This window comes from Salimicrobium halophilum (assembly GCF_900100295.1).
GTDB classification, from domain to species: Bacteria; Bacillota; Bacilli; order Bacillales; family Halobacillaceae; genus Salimicrobium; species Salimicrobium halophilum.
The window spans coordinates 2,501-20,295 of record NZ_FNEV01000005.1 but is presented as its reverse complement, the minus strand read 5'-3'; the positions used below and the strand labels follow the sequence as shown (position 1 = coordinate 20,295).

15 protein-coding genes and 1 tRNA gene (1 of these 16 cut by a window edge) are annotated in these 17,795 nt (G+C 46.2%); 2 read left to right on the top strand and 14 right to left on the bottom strand.

The window, feature by feature from the left end; genetic code table 11:
- Positions 1-123 precede the first annotated feature (123 nt).
- The 4 genes from yhbH to BLQ44_RS08905 all read right to left on the bottom strand — a co-directional run bounded on the left by yhbH (position 124) and on the right by BLQ44_RS08905 (position 7,773).
- On the bottom strand, positions 124-1,275 hold the full coding sequence (gene yhbH, locus BLQ44_RS08920) for a sporulation protein YhbH (protein WP_093193543.1): 1,152 nt from the start codon (positions 1,273-1,275) through the stop codon (positions 124-126).
- A 112-nt stretch (positions 1,276-1,387) separates the two neighbouring features.
- The gene (odhB, locus tag BLQ44_RS08915) at positions 1,388-2,719 is read right to left on the bottom strand and encodes a 2-oxoglutarate dehydrogenase complex dihydrolipoyllysine-residue succinyltransferase (protein ID WP_093193542.1); all 1,332 of its coding nucleotides are present in this window, start codon (positions 2,717-2,719) and stop codon (positions 1,388-1,390) included.
- Positions 2,716-5,526 carry a 2-oxoglutarate dehydrogenase E1 component gene (locus BLQ44_RS08910; protein WP_245688147.1) on the bottom strand — a complete coding sequence of 937 codons (2,811 nt, stop codon included), beginning with the start codon at positions 5,524-5,526 and terminating at the stop codon, positions 2,716-2,718. Before BLQ44_RS08910 ends, odhB begins: the two co-directional genes overlap by 4 nt.
- Positions 5,527-5,877: 351 nt before the next feature.
- On the bottom strand, positions 5,878-7,773 hold the full coding sequence (locus BLQ44_RS08905) for a PrkA family serine protein kinase (protein ID WP_093193540.1): 1,896 nt from the start codon (positions 7,771-7,773) through the stop codon (positions 5,878-5,880).
- A gap of 132 nt (positions 7,774-7,905) precedes the next feature.
- Between BLQ44_RS08905 and BLQ44_RS08900 the strand changes: the two genes are divergently transcribed.
- Complete coding sequence (locus tag BLQ44_RS08900; protein ID WP_176757482.1) at positions 7,906-8,742, top strand: lipoate--protein ligase family protein; 837 nt, start codon at positions 7,906-7,908, stop codon at positions 8,740-8,742.
- On the top strand, positions 8,720-9,706 hold the full coding sequence (gene lipA, locus BLQ44_RS08895; protein WP_093193538.1) for a lipoyl synthase: 987 nt from the start codon (positions 8,720-8,722) through the stop codon (positions 9,704-9,706). The genes BLQ44_RS08900 and lipA overlap by 23 nt, the downstream gene beginning before the upstream one ends.
- A 496-nt stretch (positions 9,707-10,202) precedes the next feature.
- Here lipA and BLQ44_RS08890 read toward each other — a convergent pair whose 3' ends face one another.
- The 10 genes from BLQ44_RS08890 to BLQ44_RS08845 form a co-directional block, all read right to left on the bottom strand.
- Positions 10,203-10,679: a tRNA (cytidine(34)-2'-O)-methyltransferase gene (locus tag BLQ44_RS08890; protein ID WP_093193537.1), complete on the bottom strand. Its 477-nt coding sequence runs from the start codon at positions 10,677-10,679 to the stop codon at positions 10,203-10,205.
- Between the two features lie 43 nt (positions 10,680-10,722).
- Positions 10,723-11,493, bottom strand: coding sequence for an amidase domain-containing protein (locus BLQ44_RS08885; RefSeq protein WP_093193536.1), 771 nt, complete (start codon positions 11,491-11,493; stop codon positions 10,723-10,725).
- A 40-nt stretch (positions 11,494-11,533) separates the two neighbouring features.
- A complete protein-coding gene (locus tag BLQ44_RS08880; RefSeq protein WP_093193535.1) occupies positions 11,534-12,055 on the bottom strand; it encodes a methylated-DNA--[protein]-cysteine S-methyltransferase in 522 nt (173 codons plus the stop codon).
- A 16-nt stretch (positions 12,056-12,071) separates the two neighbouring features.
- Positions 12,072-13,205, bottom strand: a complete 1,134-nt coding sequence (gene queG / locus BLQ44_RS08875; protein WP_093193772.1) for a tRNA epoxyqueuosine(34) reductase QueG — start codon at positions 13,203-13,205, stop codon at positions 12,072-12,074.
- A gap of 16 nt (positions 13,206-13,221) precedes the next feature.
- Entirely contained in the window at positions 13,222-14,928 is a 1,707-nt protein-coding gene (locus tag BLQ44_RS08870) for an ABC-ATPase domain-containing protein (RefSeq protein ID WP_093193534.1), read from the bottom strand.
- A 139-nt stretch (positions 14,929-15,067) separates the two neighbouring features.
- Positions 15,068-15,141 (bottom strand) — tRNA-Gly (locus BLQ44_RS08865).
- A gap of 107 nt (positions 15,142-15,248) precedes the next feature.
- Positions 15,249-15,698 carry a hemerythrin domain-containing protein gene (locus tag BLQ44_RS08860; protein WP_093193533.1) on the bottom strand — a complete coding sequence of 150 codons (450 nt, stop codon included), beginning with the start codon at positions 15,696-15,698 and terminating at the stop codon, positions 15,249-15,251.
- A 60-nt stretch (positions 15,699-15,758) separates the two neighbouring features.
- On the bottom strand, positions 15,759-16,268 hold the full coding sequence (locus BLQ44_RS08855; protein WP_093193532.1) for a DoxX family protein: 510 nt from the start codon (positions 16,266-16,268) through the stop codon (positions 15,759-15,761).
- A 163-nt stretch (positions 16,269-16,431) separates the two neighbouring features.
- Positions 16,432-17,079 carry a cobalamin B12-binding domain-containing protein gene (locus tag BLQ44_RS08850; protein ID WP_093193531.1) on the bottom strand — a complete coding sequence of 216 codons (648 nt, stop codon included), beginning with the start codon at positions 17,077-17,079 and terminating at the stop codon, positions 16,432-16,434.
- Positions 17,076-17,795 carry the 3' portion of a sensor domain-containing diguanylate cyclase gene (locus tag BLQ44_RS08845; RefSeq protein ID WP_093193530.1) on the bottom strand. 222 nt of this gene lie beyond the right edge of the window, so only the last 720 of its 942 coding nucleotides appear in the window; its start codon lies off the right edge, out of view; it ends in the stop codon at positions 17,076-17,078. The genes BLQ44_RS08850 and BLQ44_RS08845 overlap by 4 nt, the downstream gene beginning before the upstream one ends.

Genomic DNA, 17,795 nt, shown 5'->3' with positions numbered 1-17,795 from the left:
TGGGGCTTGCTCCCCTTTTCCTACCACATAGAATTCCCCTTTCTTCGGACGGGAAAACAGACTTATTTTCAAAAGCAAAAGAAACGCCCCGGACACGTTTTCCCTGTGTGCGGAGCGCTACATTTATCTCTGGACTTTAAGTTCTTCTCCTGTCTCTGAAAACATTGCCTGCAAAGCGTAGAACACATCTTTCTTCTTACGGAGGATGTAAGAACGGAATTTGTCATCATCAATCTTGCGGTAACTTTGCATCAGGTTCGAAAGACGATTGTACTGATTCACTTCTCCGTAACCGAACAGTTGTGATTTCTGCATCAGTTGCTCAATACAGGATAAACATTTATTCAGATCCGAGGATAAATTATCACCATCTGAAAAATGGATCGGGTAAATATTATAGCGGGAAGGAGAATATTTTTCTTCAATCAGTTGAAGTGCTTTCTCGTAAGCGGAAGAACATACGGTTCCTCCACTCTCTCCTTTATAGAAAAAATCATCTTCCGTTACCACCTTCGCTTTTGTATGGTGGGCAATGAATTCGATTTCCACGGTTTCGTATTCTTTTCTGAGGAAACGGGTCATCCAGAAGAAAAAGCTGCGAGCCATATATTTTTCCCATTTCCCCATCGACCCGCTGGTATCCATCATAGCCAGAACGACAGCTTTGTGGATCGGCTTCTCTTCTTCTCTCCATGTTTTGTAACGTAGATCTTCCGGCAGGATCGGAGTGAACTCGGGACTCCCGGTCCGTGCATTACGCTTATATGCTTCGATGAGCGTCCGTTTCTTATCCATATTCCCTTCAAGGCCGGTTTTCCGGACATCAGTAAATTCATAAGATTCTTCGGAGATCATATCCACTTCTTTATCTTCGAGATTCGGCAGAGATAAGTGTTTGAATACCGCTTCTTCTATCTCGGATATCGTTACCTCTGCTTCATAATAATCTTTCCCTTCTTCCTCACCGGCCTGCTGACCCTTATCTCCTCCTGTATCTGCTTTGCCCAGCACATCTCCTTCCTCACTGTTTCCATCTCCTTGTCCGGCATGTTTCCGTTTTTCATCATTGTATTTGATTTTATACTCATTCAACGATCGAATCGGGATTCTGATCATCTTATCTCCATGAGACATGATGATGTTTTCTTCTGTAATCAAGTCAGGGAGTTGCTTCTTCCATGCTTCTTTCACTTTCTTTTCATGGCGTCTCTGGTCATCGTACCCTTTTCGGTGCAGGGACCAATCATCTTCGGTGACGACTACTTTTCCTCCCATTTATATTTCCTCCCTATCGTCATAGCTTACTCCATTCTATGCAAGGGGAAGAAAAACTTATACAAAAAAAGACGACCCGGAGATGGGTCGTCTTCACGTAACCTTAAGTCATTTACCCTTCAAGAAGAAGGTCATATGGGTCTTCGATCATTTCTTTGATGCGGCGCAGGAATTGCACCGCTTCTTTTCCGTCTACAATGCGGTGATCGTAGGAAAGCGCGATGTACATCATCGGACGCGCTTCGATGGAATCATCAGGCATGACTTTCGGGCGCTTCTCAATGTTATGAAGTCCAAGGATTCCGACCTGCGGAGAGTTCAGAATCGGTGTAGAGAGCATGGAACCGAAAATACCACCATTCGTAATTGTGAAAGAACCTCCCTGAAGGTCTTCCAGTCCGAGTTCTTTATTACGGGCACGTTCTGCCAAGCGGATGATTTCACTTTCGATACCTGCAAAGCCGATACGGTCAGCATCACGAACGACAGGTACTACCAAGCCTTCATCTGTTGATACAGCCATACCGATATCATAGAATTTCTTCTTCACAACTTCTTTGCCTTGGATTTCCGCATTCAAAAGCGGGAATTCTTTCAAAGCTCCGACGGCTGCTTTGGTGAAGAAGGACATGAATCCAAGCTTCACGCCATGTTTATCCTGGAACGCTTCCTTCCGCTCTTTACGAAGTTTCATAACGTTGGTCATGTCCACTTCGTTGAACGTTGTAAGCATAGCAGATTCCTGCTGCACTTCTACGAGACGCTTAGCGATTGTCTGTCGACGACGGGACATTTTTTCACGCTCTACCGGCTTATCGAATTCTTCTTTCGGCTCTTCTTTTTCTTTCTTATCAGAAGAAGACTTAGAGGACTGTTTCTCTTCTTTCTTCGAACCGCCTTTGGCATGTTCGTCCACGTCTTCCGGACGAACACGGCCATAAGGATCACGGGCAGAGATTTCGCTGAGATCGATTCCCAATTCGCGCGCACGTTTACGGGCTGCCGGTGTAGCGATGACATCTTCTTTCTTCTTATCGTCCCCGGAAGAGTCATCCTCTTTCGACTGTTCCTTCTGTTCTTTCTTTTCTTCCTGCTCAGATTCTTCTTTTGCCTCCTGCTTCTCTTCCTGATCGGATTCCTCTTTTTCTTCTTTAGAAGTATCCTCTTCAGAGGAGCCACTGTCGGATCCGGAATCCCCGGAAGCTTCCCCAGTCTCGTCTACCTTGGCAATCGCGTCGCCGACTTCGACGTCATCCCCTTCCCCTTTAAGGAGTTCCGTGATGACACCACCTGTATCTGCGTTGACTTCCACGTTCACTTTATCCGTCTCAAGTTCAAGAACAGGGTCGCCTTTCTCTACCTTGTCCCCTTCGCCTACGAGCCATTCCGCTATCGTTCCTTCTGTAATTGATTCTGCCAGTTCCGGTACTTTTATTTCCTTCATTGTGCATTGCCTCCTTTAGAGATTTGAAGAGCTTCCTGAATGATGCGGTTCTGTTCTGTTTTATGAATATTCGGCTCACCGACAGAAGGAGAAGCACGATGTGGGCGTCCTACATAACGATGAATCTGTCCTTCTCCGAGCAAATTATACAGGATGCCTTCCACAAAGTACCAGCTTCCCATGTTTTGCGGTTCTTCCTGTACCCATACAAGCTCTTTCAGTTTCGGATATTCTTTCATGATTTCTTTCAGTTTCTCTTTAGGGAAAGGATAGATCTGCTCGACACGTACAGCATCCACTTTCTCGAAAGAAGCCTCTTCTTTCTCCGTGCGGTCTTCGATATCTACCATAATCTTCCCGCTTCCGAGAAGTAGGGTTTCCACTTTCTCTTTGTCTTTCTTCTTCTCTTTCGTAAGACCTGGCTGTCTGACAATCGTATGGAAGCCACTTTCCGTAAACTCATCGGCTGCCGAAGCTACCCGCTGATTCCGGAGCAGACTCTTAGGTGTCATCAGCACAAGCGGTCGTTCTTCTTCTTTACAGCTGATGGCTGACTGCCTTCTAAGTAAATGGAAATACTGGGCGGCTGATGTAACATTAGCCACCGTCCAGTTGTTCTCAGCAGCCAATTGGAGGAAACGTTCCAAACGGGCACTGGAATGCTCCGGTCCTTGCCCTTCATAGCCATGTGGCAATAGGAACACCATATTCGACTGTTCGTTCCACTTTGCACGGCCCGATGATACGAACTGGTCGAAAATCACCTGTCCGGCGTTAGCGAAGTCACCGAACTGCGCTTCCCAAATAACGAGCGTTTCCTGAGAATGGACGCTATATCCGTATTCGAACCCTAACACTCCTGCTTCCGATAAGGGGCTGTTGAATATATCAAAAGATGCTTTCGCCTGCTCGATGCCATGAAGCGGACAGTAGGTTTCCCCTGTTTCCACATCGTGGAGTACCATATGACGGTGTGCAAATGTTCCGCGCTGTGTATCCTGACCGGTCACCCGGATCGGCTGACCTTCCTCGAGGATGGTCGCAAAAGCGAGAGCTTCTGCTGTAGCCCAGTCGACTTTGTTGCCTTCTTCAAGCATATTCTGTCGTTTCTGGAGAATTTTTTCGAGTTTTTTGAAGCCGTTGAACCCTTCCGGACGTTTTAGCATCTGTTCGTTCAATGCTTTCAACCGGTCCAATTCGACTACTGTGTCGAATTCCTGAAGGGACCGTTCCACCCCTTGAGGACGGCTCTGGACATCCGGCTCATGGGTTTCTTCTTCTTTCATACTGTTATAGATGTCATTCAGGTTCGAGGTCACTTTCTCTTTATATTCATCCAGCTCCCCGTCTTCAATGACCTCCTGTTTAAGAAGTCGTTCGCCATAAACGTCCGCCACTGTCGGATGTTCGTCAATTTCGTTATAAAGACGAGGCTGTGTCGCTCTCGGTTCGTCCATTTCGTTATGTCCGAAACGACGATAGCCCACGAGATCGATCAATACGTCTTTATGGAATTTCTGACGGTATTCATAGGCAAGCGCCATAGCAGAAAGACAAGCTTCCGGATCATCTGCATTCACGTGCATGATAGGGATCTCGAAGCCTTTGGCCAGGTCACTGGCATACCGCGTGGATCTTCCATCTTTTCTATTCGTTGTGAATCCGACCAGGTTGTTCGCAATAATATGCACCGTTCCACCCGAACGGTACCCCTCAAGGTCACTTAAGTTCAATGTCTCTGCAACGACACCTTCGCCGATGAATGCAGCGTCCCCGTGAATCAATACACCGAGCGCAGCGTCTTCGTCGATGACAGAATTACCCGGTTCTTCCCGGTAATCCTGAGCAGCTCTTGTAAACCCTTGGACAACAGGGTTCACGAACTCTAAGTGAGAAGGGTTATGACTCAAGGTTACGCGCGTGGAGTGTTTATCGTCACCGTTTTTCACTTCACGCTTGGCACCGAAGTGATATTTCACATCGCCTGTCCAACCGTAGTTGATTCCCTGAGAACCTTCTGAAGGCATCAATTCTTTCTCCGGAGAATGATTGAACTCAGAGAAAATCTTTTCGTAAGGCTTGCCAAGAACGTGCGCCAATACGTTGAGGCGCCCGCGGTGGGCCATCCCCATCATTACGTGCTGAATATGATCGCCTGCTGCTCCCTGGATCATCTTATCAAGCATCGGAACCATGACATCGAGACCTTCGATAGAAAAACGCTTCTGAGCTACGAATGTCTTGGCAAGGAAATGCTCGAAATTTTCCACTTCCACGAGGCGGTATAGAAGCTGCTTGCGCTCTTCATTGGAAAGGTTGACGTTGAAAGATCCCGATTCCACACGGTCCCTCAACCAGGAACGTTCGTTTTCGTTGTGTACGTGTTCGTATTCAAACGAGAGTGTTCCCGCATATCTCTCTTTCAATGTCTGAATCGCCTGCCATGCGTTCTCAAGCTTGACGTTCGCTTCCGGCCAAACCCATTCTGCAGGCAGTTGCTCCAGTTCTTCTTTCGATGTTCCATACGTTTCCGGTTCCAACAATTCTGCGTCCGGACGGTCAAATCCCCCTACTGCATAAATATCTGCAGCCAAATGACCGTCCCGGCGGATAGCCTCTACAAGCTTCAATGCTGCGGAGACTTTCACTATATCCTGAGATGACGGAGCTGACCCTTCTCCGGTCTGCGTCGTTGCACCATTCGCCTGCACCGGTGCTCCGTGCTTATCAAAGAGCTCTTTCAGTGAAGCGTCGACCGTTGTCTCATCTTCCTGGTAGCGCTCGTATTGTTCTTCTATGTATCCCATATTGGGACCATGAAATGTAGACCAAAATGTTTCTTTGGATTCTGGATTCGACACGAAAATTACCCCCAAATTTGTCTTGGATGATGTGTAAAACGTAAACGTTTGCAAATTCAAACTCTATTATAGAATTGTAACCATGAACCTTCAATAGCTATTAGCACTTTTTTCTTTTTTCATGCGCTTTTCCTGATTACTATCCTACTATAGCCATTTCTTCTATCATTATAACAAGAAAAGGATAATGTGAACACGAAATGACAAATTCTACACCTATTACTTAACCCTTTTTCTTTCCCGTTTAAACACGGAAGATAAACAGAAAGAAAAAGAGCCCTTGGAAAGGGCCCTGAACTAACGATTAAGCAGACTTCCTACGTACCGAAGCAGTTCATTCGCGGAGGTCGAATTGTAGCCGTGTTCATCAATAAGGGTAGCGACCACTTCATTGATCTTCTTCAACTGCTGTTCATCCGGTGTCTTCGTCGTCGTCGTTATCTTCACGATATCTTTCAGATCGGCGAACAGTTTCTTCTGGATGGCTTCTCTCAATCGCTCATGTGAACGATAATCGAATTTCTTCCCTTTTCTTGCGTATGCCGAGATTCTTATCAATAGTTCTTCACGGAATGCTTTCTTCGCATTCTCCGATACCCCGATCTGCTCTTCTATTGACCTCATCAGCCGTTCGTCCGGAGTCACCTCATCTCCTGTGAGCGGATCCCTGATCGTCGATTGATTGCAGTAGGCCTCCACATTATCCAGATAATTGTCCATGAGGGTCACTGCCGATTCTTCATACGAATATACGAAAGCTTTCTGGACTTCCCGCTTAGCAATATCGTCATACTGCTTCCTTGCAAGGGAAATGAAATCAAGATACCTCTCCTGGTCTTCACTTGTGATAGAAGGATGCGTATGCAACCCTTCTTTCAGTGACCGGAGCACGTCGAGAGCATTGATGGAGGACATTTCCTTTTTGATGATCGTCGAAGAAATACGGTTGATCACGTAACGCGGGTCGATTCCGCTCATTCCTTCATCCGTGTACTCCCGTTTCAGTTCCTCCACATCATTATCGTTGAATCCTTCTACCGTTTCCCCATTATAGAGGCGCATTTTCTTAAGTAGATCCACATCCGCTTTCTTCGAATCTTTCAGACGGGTGAGAATAGTGAAAATCGCAGCCACCTTCAGGGTATGCGGGGCAATATGAATGTCCCTCATGTCGCTTTCATCGATAAGCTTATGATAAATCCGCTCTTCTTCGCTGACTTTCAGATTATAAGGCACAGGCATGACGATCATCCGCGAATGAAGCGCCTCATTCTTTTTATTGGCGATGAACGATTCGTATTCCGCTTCGTTCGTATGGGCCACGATCAACTCATCTGCAGAAATCAGTGCGAACCGTCCAGCTTTGAAATTCCCTTCCTGTGTAAGGCTCAGCAAGTGCCATAAGAACTTTTCATCACATTTAAGCATCTCCTGGAATTCCATCATCCCGCGGTTCGCTTTGTTCAATTCCCCGTCGAACCGATACGCTCTCGGATCTGATTCCGATCCATATTCCGCTATCGTAGAGAAGTCGATCGACCCCGTAAGGTCAGCGATATCCTGTGATTTAGGATCGGAAGGACTGAACGTTCCGATTCCAACGCGCTTATCTTCGGAGAAAAAGATTCTCTCTACCATCACATCTTCCATGCGCCCTCCATATTCTTCCTCGAGTCTCATCGTATTCAATGGAGAAAGACTACCTTCTATACGGATTCCGTACTCCTCTTCGAAATCTTTCCTAAGGGAATGCGGAATAAGATGCAGTGGATCTTCATGCATAGGACACCCTTTTATAGCGTAAACGGCACCTTCGTCTGTGTACGAATATTGCTCAAGCCCTTTTTTCAAAAGCTGCACGATGGTCGATTTCCCTCCACTCACAGGGCCCATGAGCAAGAGAATACGCTTCTTCACATCAAGTCTTCTGGCTGCCGGATGAAAATATTCCTCCACCAGATGTTCCATCGATTCTTCGAGCCCATAGATCTCTTCATCGAAAAAGTTATAATGCTTCTGTCCACCTTCTTCACGGATTCCTGAACTTTTGATCATCTGATATACACGTGAGTGGGCTGACTGAGCCAAATATGGTTTTTCTTTCAATAAACGTAAATATTCAGCAAATGTCCCTTCCCATCTCAATTCGTTTGCACGTTTCCGAAAATCCTGTACCTTCTTTAATAAATCCACGGCCACCCCTCCTTGGACATTTGAGTTACTCTATCTTATGTAAGGAGAAACCTATTCATGTCCGAGAAGTCTTTTACCTTCTTTTGACATCTATTACATAGGCTGTTAGAATCGAAGCGTTTAATCCTTTAAATGAAGAAAGAAGTGAATAGTTTGGACACATGGAGCTTCCTTTACACCCCAGATTTGACACCTGCCATGAACATGGCTTTGGACGAAAGCTTGATGAAATGGCACCGGGAGAAAAAAATCGCTCCCGTATTACGTTTTTACACGTGGAGTCCCGCCGGACTTTCCGTCGGTCACTTCCAGAAAACGGACGGGCGTATCAGTAAAGAAGGGGTAAGCGAGCATCAGGTAGACATAGTAAGACGCCTCACCGGGGGACGGGCGGTTCTTCATGACGATGAACTTACATATAGCGTAATCATAGCAGAGGATCATCCAATGATTCCGAACACAGTAAAAGAAGCGTACCTTGTATTATCCGAAGGTCTTATGAAAGGATATTCGAGACTCGGAATCGAAGCGGAGTATGCCATCCCGGAAGAAGAACGAATGAACAATCAATCGGCCGTCTGCTTCGAAGAGCCGTCCTGGTATGAACTGACCATCCATGGGAAAAAAGCGGCAGGTAGTGCGCAGGTCAGACAGAAAGGTGTCCTTCTTCAACACGGATCCATACCGATCCGGACAGATGAAGCCAAACTCTTCGATATGTTCACATACCCGAGTGAACGAGTGAAAGAACGGGCGAAAAACGGCTTCAAACATAAAGCTGTCAGCATTGAAGACGCTATGGACGAAGAGGTAACGGTAGAATACGTCCACGATGCATTTTTACAAGGATTCCGTGAAGGACTAGAGGTAGCCTTTGAACCTCTGGAACTTACGAAGGATGATTGGAAAGAAGTCGAAGCGTTAGCAGAAACCAAGTATGCGTCGGATGAATGGAACCTCAAACGATAAACAAAGGAGCGGGAACATGGCTAAATATTACGAACACATCAGAAAACCTGAATGGCTGAAAATCAAACTGAACACGAACCAATCCTACATGAAACTGAAGAAACTGATGAAAGACAAAAAGCTGAACACAGTCTGCGAAGAAGCTAGATGCCCGAACATCCACGAATGCTGGAGTGAACGGAAGACAGCTACCTTCATGATTCTCGGAGATACGTGTACGCGTGGCTGTCGTTTCTGTGCTGTCAAAACCGGGCTTCCGAACGAGCTCGATTGGGGCGAGCCGGAGCGTGTCGCCGAATCCGTTGAAATCATGGGACTGAAACACGTAGTTGTCACTTCTGTTGCACGTGATGATTTGAACGACGGAGGGGCTGCCGTTTTTGGTGAAACGGTACGCGCTATCCGAAGAAGGGTCCCAAGCTGTTCCGTGGAAATCCTGCCATCTGATATGAAAGGCGACTATGAGAGTTTGTCTACGCTTCTTGCAGGGGAGCCGGATATCTTCAACCACAACATCGAAACGGTACGCCGCCTCACTAAACGTGTCCGGGCTATCGCTATGTACGACCGTTCCCTCGAGTTGCTTCGTCGCGTGAAAGAATTGCGTCCGAATACACCTACGAAATCAAGTATCATGGTAGGTCTCGGGGAAACGAAAGAAGAACTGATCGAAGCGATGGACGATTTAAGGGCCAATAACGTGGATATCGTCACACTCGGCCAGTACCTGCAGCCGACGAAAAAGCATTTGAATGTGGAAAGATACTACCATCCGGATGAATTTGAAGAGCTGAAACAAATCGCACTCGAAAAAGGATTCAGTCACTGTGAAGCAGGACCGCTCGTACGTTCCTCTTACCATGCGGATGAACAAGTGAACAAAACGACCGCTCAAAGAAGAATGGAATATGCCAAAGGGTATGAAGAGACATCAGGCGAACAGTTGTCCAGCACGAATTTCTAGAGGGTCATTCCCTTTCTAAATGTCCTCATGTATAATGTAGGAAGACTGATCGGAATACGAAGGAGGCATAACTCATGAAAATGACATTGATTATGATGGTTTGCATTTCATTCCTCGCATCTATCTTCTCTGCGGGCCGGGACCAAAAACCTGGCGCACCTAAATAAGAAAAGCGGAGAAGCCCTGTTTAGAAACCTCAGCCATAAGGAGAACTGTCAGACAAAAAGTGCTCTTTCTTTTTTCTGATCTGTTCTCCTTATGGCTCGGGGTTTCTGGGCTTCGCAGCTAGACATAATGAAAAGCGGCATCACCCCGCTTAGAAACTTCAGTCATAAGCAACTTGGTCAACGAAAGGCGCTCTTCCTTTCTTTGATCCGAGTTGCTTATGGCTCGAGTTTCTGGGTGATGGAGCTAGACAATAAGAAAAGCGGAGAAGGCCCGCTTCTATAGAAAAAGATCGCCCTCTGAAAAGGCGATCTTTTTTTAATAAAATTCATCACTTGATAAGCCCTGGAAATCCCTGCTCCTGCAATGCATGGAACAGCATGATCGATACGGTATTTGCGAGATTCAGAGATCTCACTTTATCCGTCATCGGAATACGAAGGCAGCGCTCTTCCAGCCCTTCCAACAATTCATGCGGAATCCCATCACTTTCCCTTCCGAATACAAAGAGCTGATCTTTCGAAGTGTCCGTATAATCTACATCCGTGAAAGACTTCCCTCCGAAATTCTCAATGTAATAAAATTCTCCTTCCGGATATTTCTCATATAACTCCTCGAGAGAATCATAGTAATGGATCGTGACATCGTACCAGTAATCGAGCCCGGCACGCTTCACCATCCGATCTTCTGTCGAAAAGCCGAGGGGGCGGATCAGATGAAGAGAGGTATCTGTGGCGAGGCACGTCCTCGCTATATTTCCGGTATTCGCCGGGATTTCCGGTTGAAATAATACCACATGGTTCGGCATTTGTTTCACCTCTGACATTTATTTGTTCAACCCGGTTATTATATCACATCTCCCAATCGATGATTTGAAAAAATTTATACTGGATCGTTCCCGTATAAGCCGCTGAATCTTCATAAGACCAGTAACGATGTCGACTGTTTGTCGTATGGGCATTGACGAGAGGCATCCCATTATTCATCTTCCTGACGACGATGGTTGTATGATCGAACCTGCCGTCCCCCGTAAAATCGTAGCATATTACATCTCCAGGTCTGAGCTGTTCGGGAGTCTCCACCTCTTTTGCACGTAACCCCTGTCTTGCTCCACTCAAATACCACCTCAGAGCATGAGCTGTCGACCAGCTATAGCTCCAATTCCCTTCTTGCAGCCACCACCCTCTGCTTCGATCAGGACTCCCCCACATTTCCCCTCCACCGGCACGCAAGCATTGGGAAATGAAATTCGTACAGTCATTCTGGAATTCCGGATAAGCAGGATTTCTTCCGTCCCACCACCTTTCCGCATAGCGGACCGCTTGACGGCGATTATACGTAGCACGCTGTGGTCGATAGCTGGAAGAGTTCTCTCTTGATGCAGGGTCATGCAGAAAAGCCCGCTTCTCGTACATCTCTTCATTTCTTTGAAAAAAACGACCTTCCTCGAGAAACATTTCTCGGCCGTCTTTCACCAGCAGTTCAAAAGATATCGAAGAAAAGATATCCTCCCCCTCTTCTCTTCGTACTCTCAAATAAGGGACGTGCTCATACGTGAGTCGCTGAGGACTGGCTCCTCTATTTTCCCAACAGGCAATTTTTCTCCACAACCAATCGGTCATCGCTCTCCCTCCTGCTTTATCTTTACGAAAAAACCACCCGCTACATGCGAGTGGTTTCCATATCCAGAAGGTATACTTTCTTATCGACACCGCCGCCATAACCGGTCAGTTTCCCGTTATGTCCTACCACCCTGTGGCAGGGGACGATGATGGAGAAAGGATTTTTGTTCATCGCCCCTCCAATAGCACGGATCGCTTTTTCATTGCCCGCAGATGCTGCAAGCTCTTTATAGGAACAGGTATGCCCAAACGGCACGTTTTCTGCCAGGGTTTCCCATACCTTTTTTTGAAAAGTAGTTCCGTGAAATTCATACGGAAGAGAAAAGATTTGACGGTTTTCATGGAAATATTCAGCCAGCTGCTTTTCTGTTTCCTGAAGCACCCCGATCTTCTCTTCTGAAAAGTGAGGATCATCGTCCAGGAATTTACGAATATGTGCTTCATGGAGCTCTCCTTTGTCTGAAAAACTCCCATAATCCAGACGAATCAGCTTCTCTTCATCTGCTGTTGCGAGCATCGGACCCAGTGGCGTACGTATTTTCTGTTGGTAAAACTGCCTCATATGTCTTTCCCCTTTCTCAGGACACTTGAAAGGCGAGTCCTTTTTCCATTTCCTCTTTCACTTCTTCTTCCTTCTCCTTATCCAAAGCCTCCGTGATCGCTTCGTAACAGCGGGATGTGCCGATCTTGCCTAGACTATAGGCCGCTGTACCACGGATGACCGGACGCGGGTCGTTCTCCATAAGGAAAATAAGGTCATCGACAGCTTCTACTTCCTTGTAATGACCGAGCGCCAGAATGGCATTCCGCTGAATCGGCTTCTTCCCTCTCCAGGACCCTGCCATACGTCCGAACCGTTCTTTGAACTCACGGTTCGATATACGGAGAAGTGGACGGAGTTTCGGCTTCACTTTCTCGGGATCCGGCTCAAAATCTTCGTGATTATGAAAATCTTTCTTACGATTGATCGGACAAACGGTCTGACATGTGTCACAGCCATAAAGCCGGTTACCGATCTTCGTCCGATACTCCTCCTCGAGGAAGCCTTTCGTCTGCGTAAGAAAGGCTATGCAGCGATTGGCATCTAGCTGTCCCCCCTGGACGAGTGCGTCGGTGGGACAGGCATCCACACAGATGTTGCAGTCACCACAACCGTCCTGGATAGGCTCATCCGGCACAAAAGGTACATTGGTGACGAGTTCGCCCAAGTAGACGTAGGAACCGTACTCCGGTGTAATGATGGCACAGTTTTTCCCACTGAACCCTATCCCGGCTCTTTCAGCTACCGCCCGATCAGACAGCTCTCCGGTATCCACCATCCATTTCAGGTCGACATCCGGCACTTTCTCCTGAAGGAATGTACCGAGAAGCTGCAGTTTTTCCCTCAGCACCGTGTGATAATCCTCTCCCCAGGAAGCACGGGCAAACTGGCCACGTCGCGCTCCCTTTTCGTTCTTAGGAGGGTTTTTCATCTTTGAAGGATAAGCGAGAGCAATCGAAATGATGGACTGGGAAGTAGGCAGAAGGCGCTCCGGCTCCGTGCGCTCCTCTACACTCCCCTTCTCAAATCCGGACTGATACCCGAGCTGCTCCTGTCGAATAAGTCGGGATTTCAATTCCCCGAATACATCCGCACTCGCAAAACCGATTTTATCGATACCGATGTCCTTACTATAAGCGATGATGTCTTCTTTCAACTGATGAACATCCAGCATTCGGTTGCCTCCTTTATCTAAAATCATCCACCCTGGCTGTGCGGATTCTGTTCAGCGTAGCTGCAATTTCAAACGGTCTCGGCCTTGCCAGTTCCCCGGGATGCTGACCCTGGAATGGAGCAACAAACGATAGTCCCTGTGCATCAATTTCTTTATCGATCGCCTGCACAAGTTCCTTCAATGTCTGCTTCTTCTTCAGCATTCCTTTTTTGTTCATGTGAGCGAGCAGATCCGCAATGAACCTTGTCTGTGATGGATCCACGAGCTGTTCAAGCCCCTCGATCTGAATATCATTCCTACCCATGATGATATGGTACAGCCCTTTCGCCTGTACTTTATCTTTCTTGCCACGTTGAGCCTGGATGGTAGCAGGAAGGAAAGAACGCGCAGGGAGTCTGCCGAACTCATTCTCTTCTTTCTTCCGTTCACTCGGATAGCGGGAGGCGATATCTTTCGCCTGACCTGTCACGTCGTGAGGCACGTATTGATCCATCATGATGACGTGGTCCGCAGCATGGAAGTACTCTCCTGATCCTCCCATGACAAGAATCGTAGAGACTCCGAGTTCATCTCTCATTTGTTCTATTTTATCAATAAATGGGGTAATCGGCTCTTTTTCTTTCGCTACCAATTCCTGCATCCGTTCATCACGGATCATGAAGTTGGTCGCACTCGTATCCTCATCAATCAAGAGAGCACTAGCTCCGACTTCCAGCGCTTCGACGACATTGGCTGCCTGGGATGTACTACCGCTTGCGTCTTCGGTCGTAAAGGTGGATGTATCTGTACCATGAGGGAGATTTTTGATGAAAGAAGAGATATCTACGTTCGACACTTTCCGTCCATCTTCCGCTCTCACTTTCACCGCTTGCGGATCGGTGATGACGTACTCTCTGCCATCTCCCTTTTTGTGCGGATATACTCCTCGCTCAATAGCCTGAAGCAGCGTACTCTTCCCGTGATAACCGCCACCGACGATCAGCGTGATTCCCTTTTTGATAGCCATTCCGGTGATCGGCTCTTTCCTGTGTGGAATAGAAATAGATACGCGGTTCTCTTCCGGGCTTTCGAATGGAACAGCATTTTTCATCGGACGTTGGCTGATACCACTCTCTCTTGGCAAAATAGAGCCGTCTGCGATAAATGCTTCCCATTCATTCTTTTTCATTTCTTCACGGATGGCGTCGTATTGATCCGCCAATTCACAAGCTTCCTCTATCTCTTCATCTTTCATGGCCATGATCGACTGACTGACGATAGACGGAAGAACATCGAAGAACAACTTTTCCGCTTCTTTTCCATTGATCCGACGTCCATTCGCCGGTAGTCCTACAGTCAAACAGATCACCGTGGAATCCTGCTCGATCATAACTGCCGTCCGCTCAAGAACTTCCTGGCCAGGCTGATCGACTCCGACATTCCCACTCTTTCCGGACCCTTTGACGTCGGATTTATTTTTCTTCACCGTTGCTGCAACTTGACGAGTGATAATGTCTTCTGTGAAAATCCTTCTCGATTTTGTGCTTGTCCATTCCTTTTTGATGGTACGCTTCGCATCAGGAATGCGCAATCTTATTTTAGAAGGAGCCGCAAAAGGATCTCCCTGTACATAATCTATATGAAGCTTGTAATCTTGGAACGAATAGGTCCCCTGGATCTGCTTATACCCTTTATAGCTTTTTCCATCTATTTGTTGGAGTTGTTTTTTCAACTGTTGCATGTGGTGGACACTCCTTTTCCTTATTTTTTCGCTACAGTATATCTTTCCTTTTTTCCTCAAGAAAAAACGCAATGCTTCGTTCTTTTTAAACGAAACACTGCGTTGGCACGTGGTATGGAATTATTAATTCAAATAGTAATGGAGCGGGTGAGGAGAATCGAACTCCCGACATCAGCTTGGAAGGCTGAGGTTTTACCACTAAACTACACCCGCGTGTAGATGTATGAACAACTTTCGAAATGACAATTATCATTGTAACAATCGAACTTAAGGGTTGCAACCTTTTTTCAGAAAAAAAAGCAACTTTTATGAAAGTTGCTCTACCTGCCACTATGAGAATCGATGTGGAACTGCCCTTCGGCTTTATAGAGTTCTTTATCGGGAATTGCTGCTTCCATCTTCGGAAAAATCACTCTTTCTTCGAGTCGTATGTGGTCGTGTAATTTCTCTCCGAGTTCCTTGAATAATTCATGGTCATACCTTTCTGTTCTTTTAATCTTCTTGATAAGTCCGCGGATCTCAGCATGGTCGGTAAGCATCTTTTGTATGTCGGAATCGTCTTCAATCGAAGCATAGCAGCTATAAAGTGGAACCAGAATCTCTTCTTCTTCCCGAAAATGAGCCCGCCCATCTTTCTCCCAAAAAGCATCGATTTCTTTCATAAATTCCCGGAACTTATCTTTCTCTTCCACTTTCTTCAGCTTCTGAGCAAGCACCAGGCCGTGATGATGGTGATGTGATAAAGGAATCAGCGCTTCATGCCTTTTCACATCCTGTCACCTCCTTCCACTCGTTTCTATACCCGCAAAAAGCGGGTGTGAACCACCCGCTTATGCTGTCTGAACTTTGTGCTTTCTGATTCTGGTTTCTGTCTGGGTACGAAGGAAAGGGATGACCCATCGATCCAGCCCGTATCTTCCTGCGTTGAATCCTGCAACGAGAAGGAAAATCGTCAATACTACCATTTGAGCATTCGTGCTGACGGTTCCACTGAATAGAAAAGCGAAATTCATGACAATCCCCATCAATGCTGCGAAGTTCGTGAATAATCCAAGAATAAGCGCAATCCCTACCAGTAACTCTCCCCACATGACCATGTACGTGAACAGCCCTGCATTCGGTAGAGCTACCGCATCAAGAAAGCTTGCCCACCAGCCTTGAACAGCCGGATGTTCCCCACCTGCTTTTCCGATGGCTCCTTGAATGAATCCACTCGCATCGAATTGTCCTCCAGTAATTTTACCCCAGCCCGCGACCATCCACTGATATCCGATATACACTCTCAAAAACGTAAGAACCGCCGCCACTACCTTGTTGTTTCTTAGGACATCTGTAAACATTTCGATTCCTCCTTTGTTTTTTACTTGCTCAATGTTTCACATGATTGGATGTGATGATTTCTTATTACATTTACAGTGTAGCACAGGAATTTATAAAAAAAATAATATTGTTCAACATTTCACAAGTTGTTCAACACTTTGTGAACAACTTGTGAACCTCTTTCTATCCTAGTTTATCGGCAAGCTCGATGAATTCGTCGAGGTCAGATGCATAATAGTCATAATTCATCTTGTCCAGTAAATCAGGGAACTGTTTAAAGCAGTATCCCCCTACGATAATCTTTACACTCTTCAACCCTTCTGTCTCCCTGATGATTTGAGTAGCTTCTTTGGCATAAGGAACATTTACAGGAAGAGCTACTGAAATGAGAATATAATCCGGTCCATGAGCTTTAATGAATTCCAGAGCCCCTTTGATAGGAAGGTTGGTACCGAGATACGTCACGGAAAAACCTTTGTTCTCTAAAATATCATTGACCATCTTAATCCCTAAGTCATGATTATTTCCTGCTACCGTGAAGGACATCACCTTCTTATTCGGTTGTTCACTCGCATAATCATGGATCAGCTGAGGGAAAGCCGTCATCAGTACCCACTGCGTAATAGCTGTGGCTAAATGTTCGTGAGCAATCGAAATCTCATTCTTGTGCCACTTCCTTCCTACTTCATACATCGCTTCTTCGATTCCCTGATAAACTTTTTCCACTGGTACCCCGTTCTCAAGCTCGTTCTTCACCAAATTAAATACCGCCTGTTTATCTGAATCCATGATATATCCCAAGTATTCCTCTGAAAACTCAGCCTGATTCATGAGCGTTTCCTCCCTTCCAATCTTCCTTTCGCATTCTTCTTGAATACATACATGTGCTTGTCCGCTTCTTTCAACAGTTTAGGAATATCTTCTATCTCTCCTGTATATTCGACCGCTCCATAAGAAAGAGTGGCGATCGAAGTAAGCGTAGTAAAAATTGCACTGATATGTCCTGCCCACTTCAAGCTATCCTCTCTGGAACGATGCAATACAATCAAAAACTCGTCTCCCCCGAAACGGAAAGCCTTCTCTTCCTCGTGAAGGTTCTCAAGTAACATATCGGCAATAGATACAAGAAGTTTATCTCCAGCATGATGGCCGTACTGATCATTCACTTTCTTAAAATCGTTGATATCAATCATCAAAAAGCTTAGTGATCGTTGCTCCTTCCAGGAATTCTTCACTTCTTCTTCTACGATGTCATAAAAATATCGTCGATTGAATAGCTTCGTCAAGGAGTCAGTGACGCTTAACATATAGTAATCCTGCTTTTGCTGTTCGATGATCTCATTCTTTTTGTAGAGCTCTGAATACAAATTGGAGAAATCAGAATTGATCTCCAGCAACTGCTCGGTAATCTGGAAGTACTCCGTAGACACCGGAATGAACATATAGAGTGTCTGCTTTTGAGCGACCACTTTCACAAATGCATAGTAGGAATTCTGCTCATCGCTTTTACTGTAAAGATTCAATTCCGTCTCAACCGTCTCATCTTC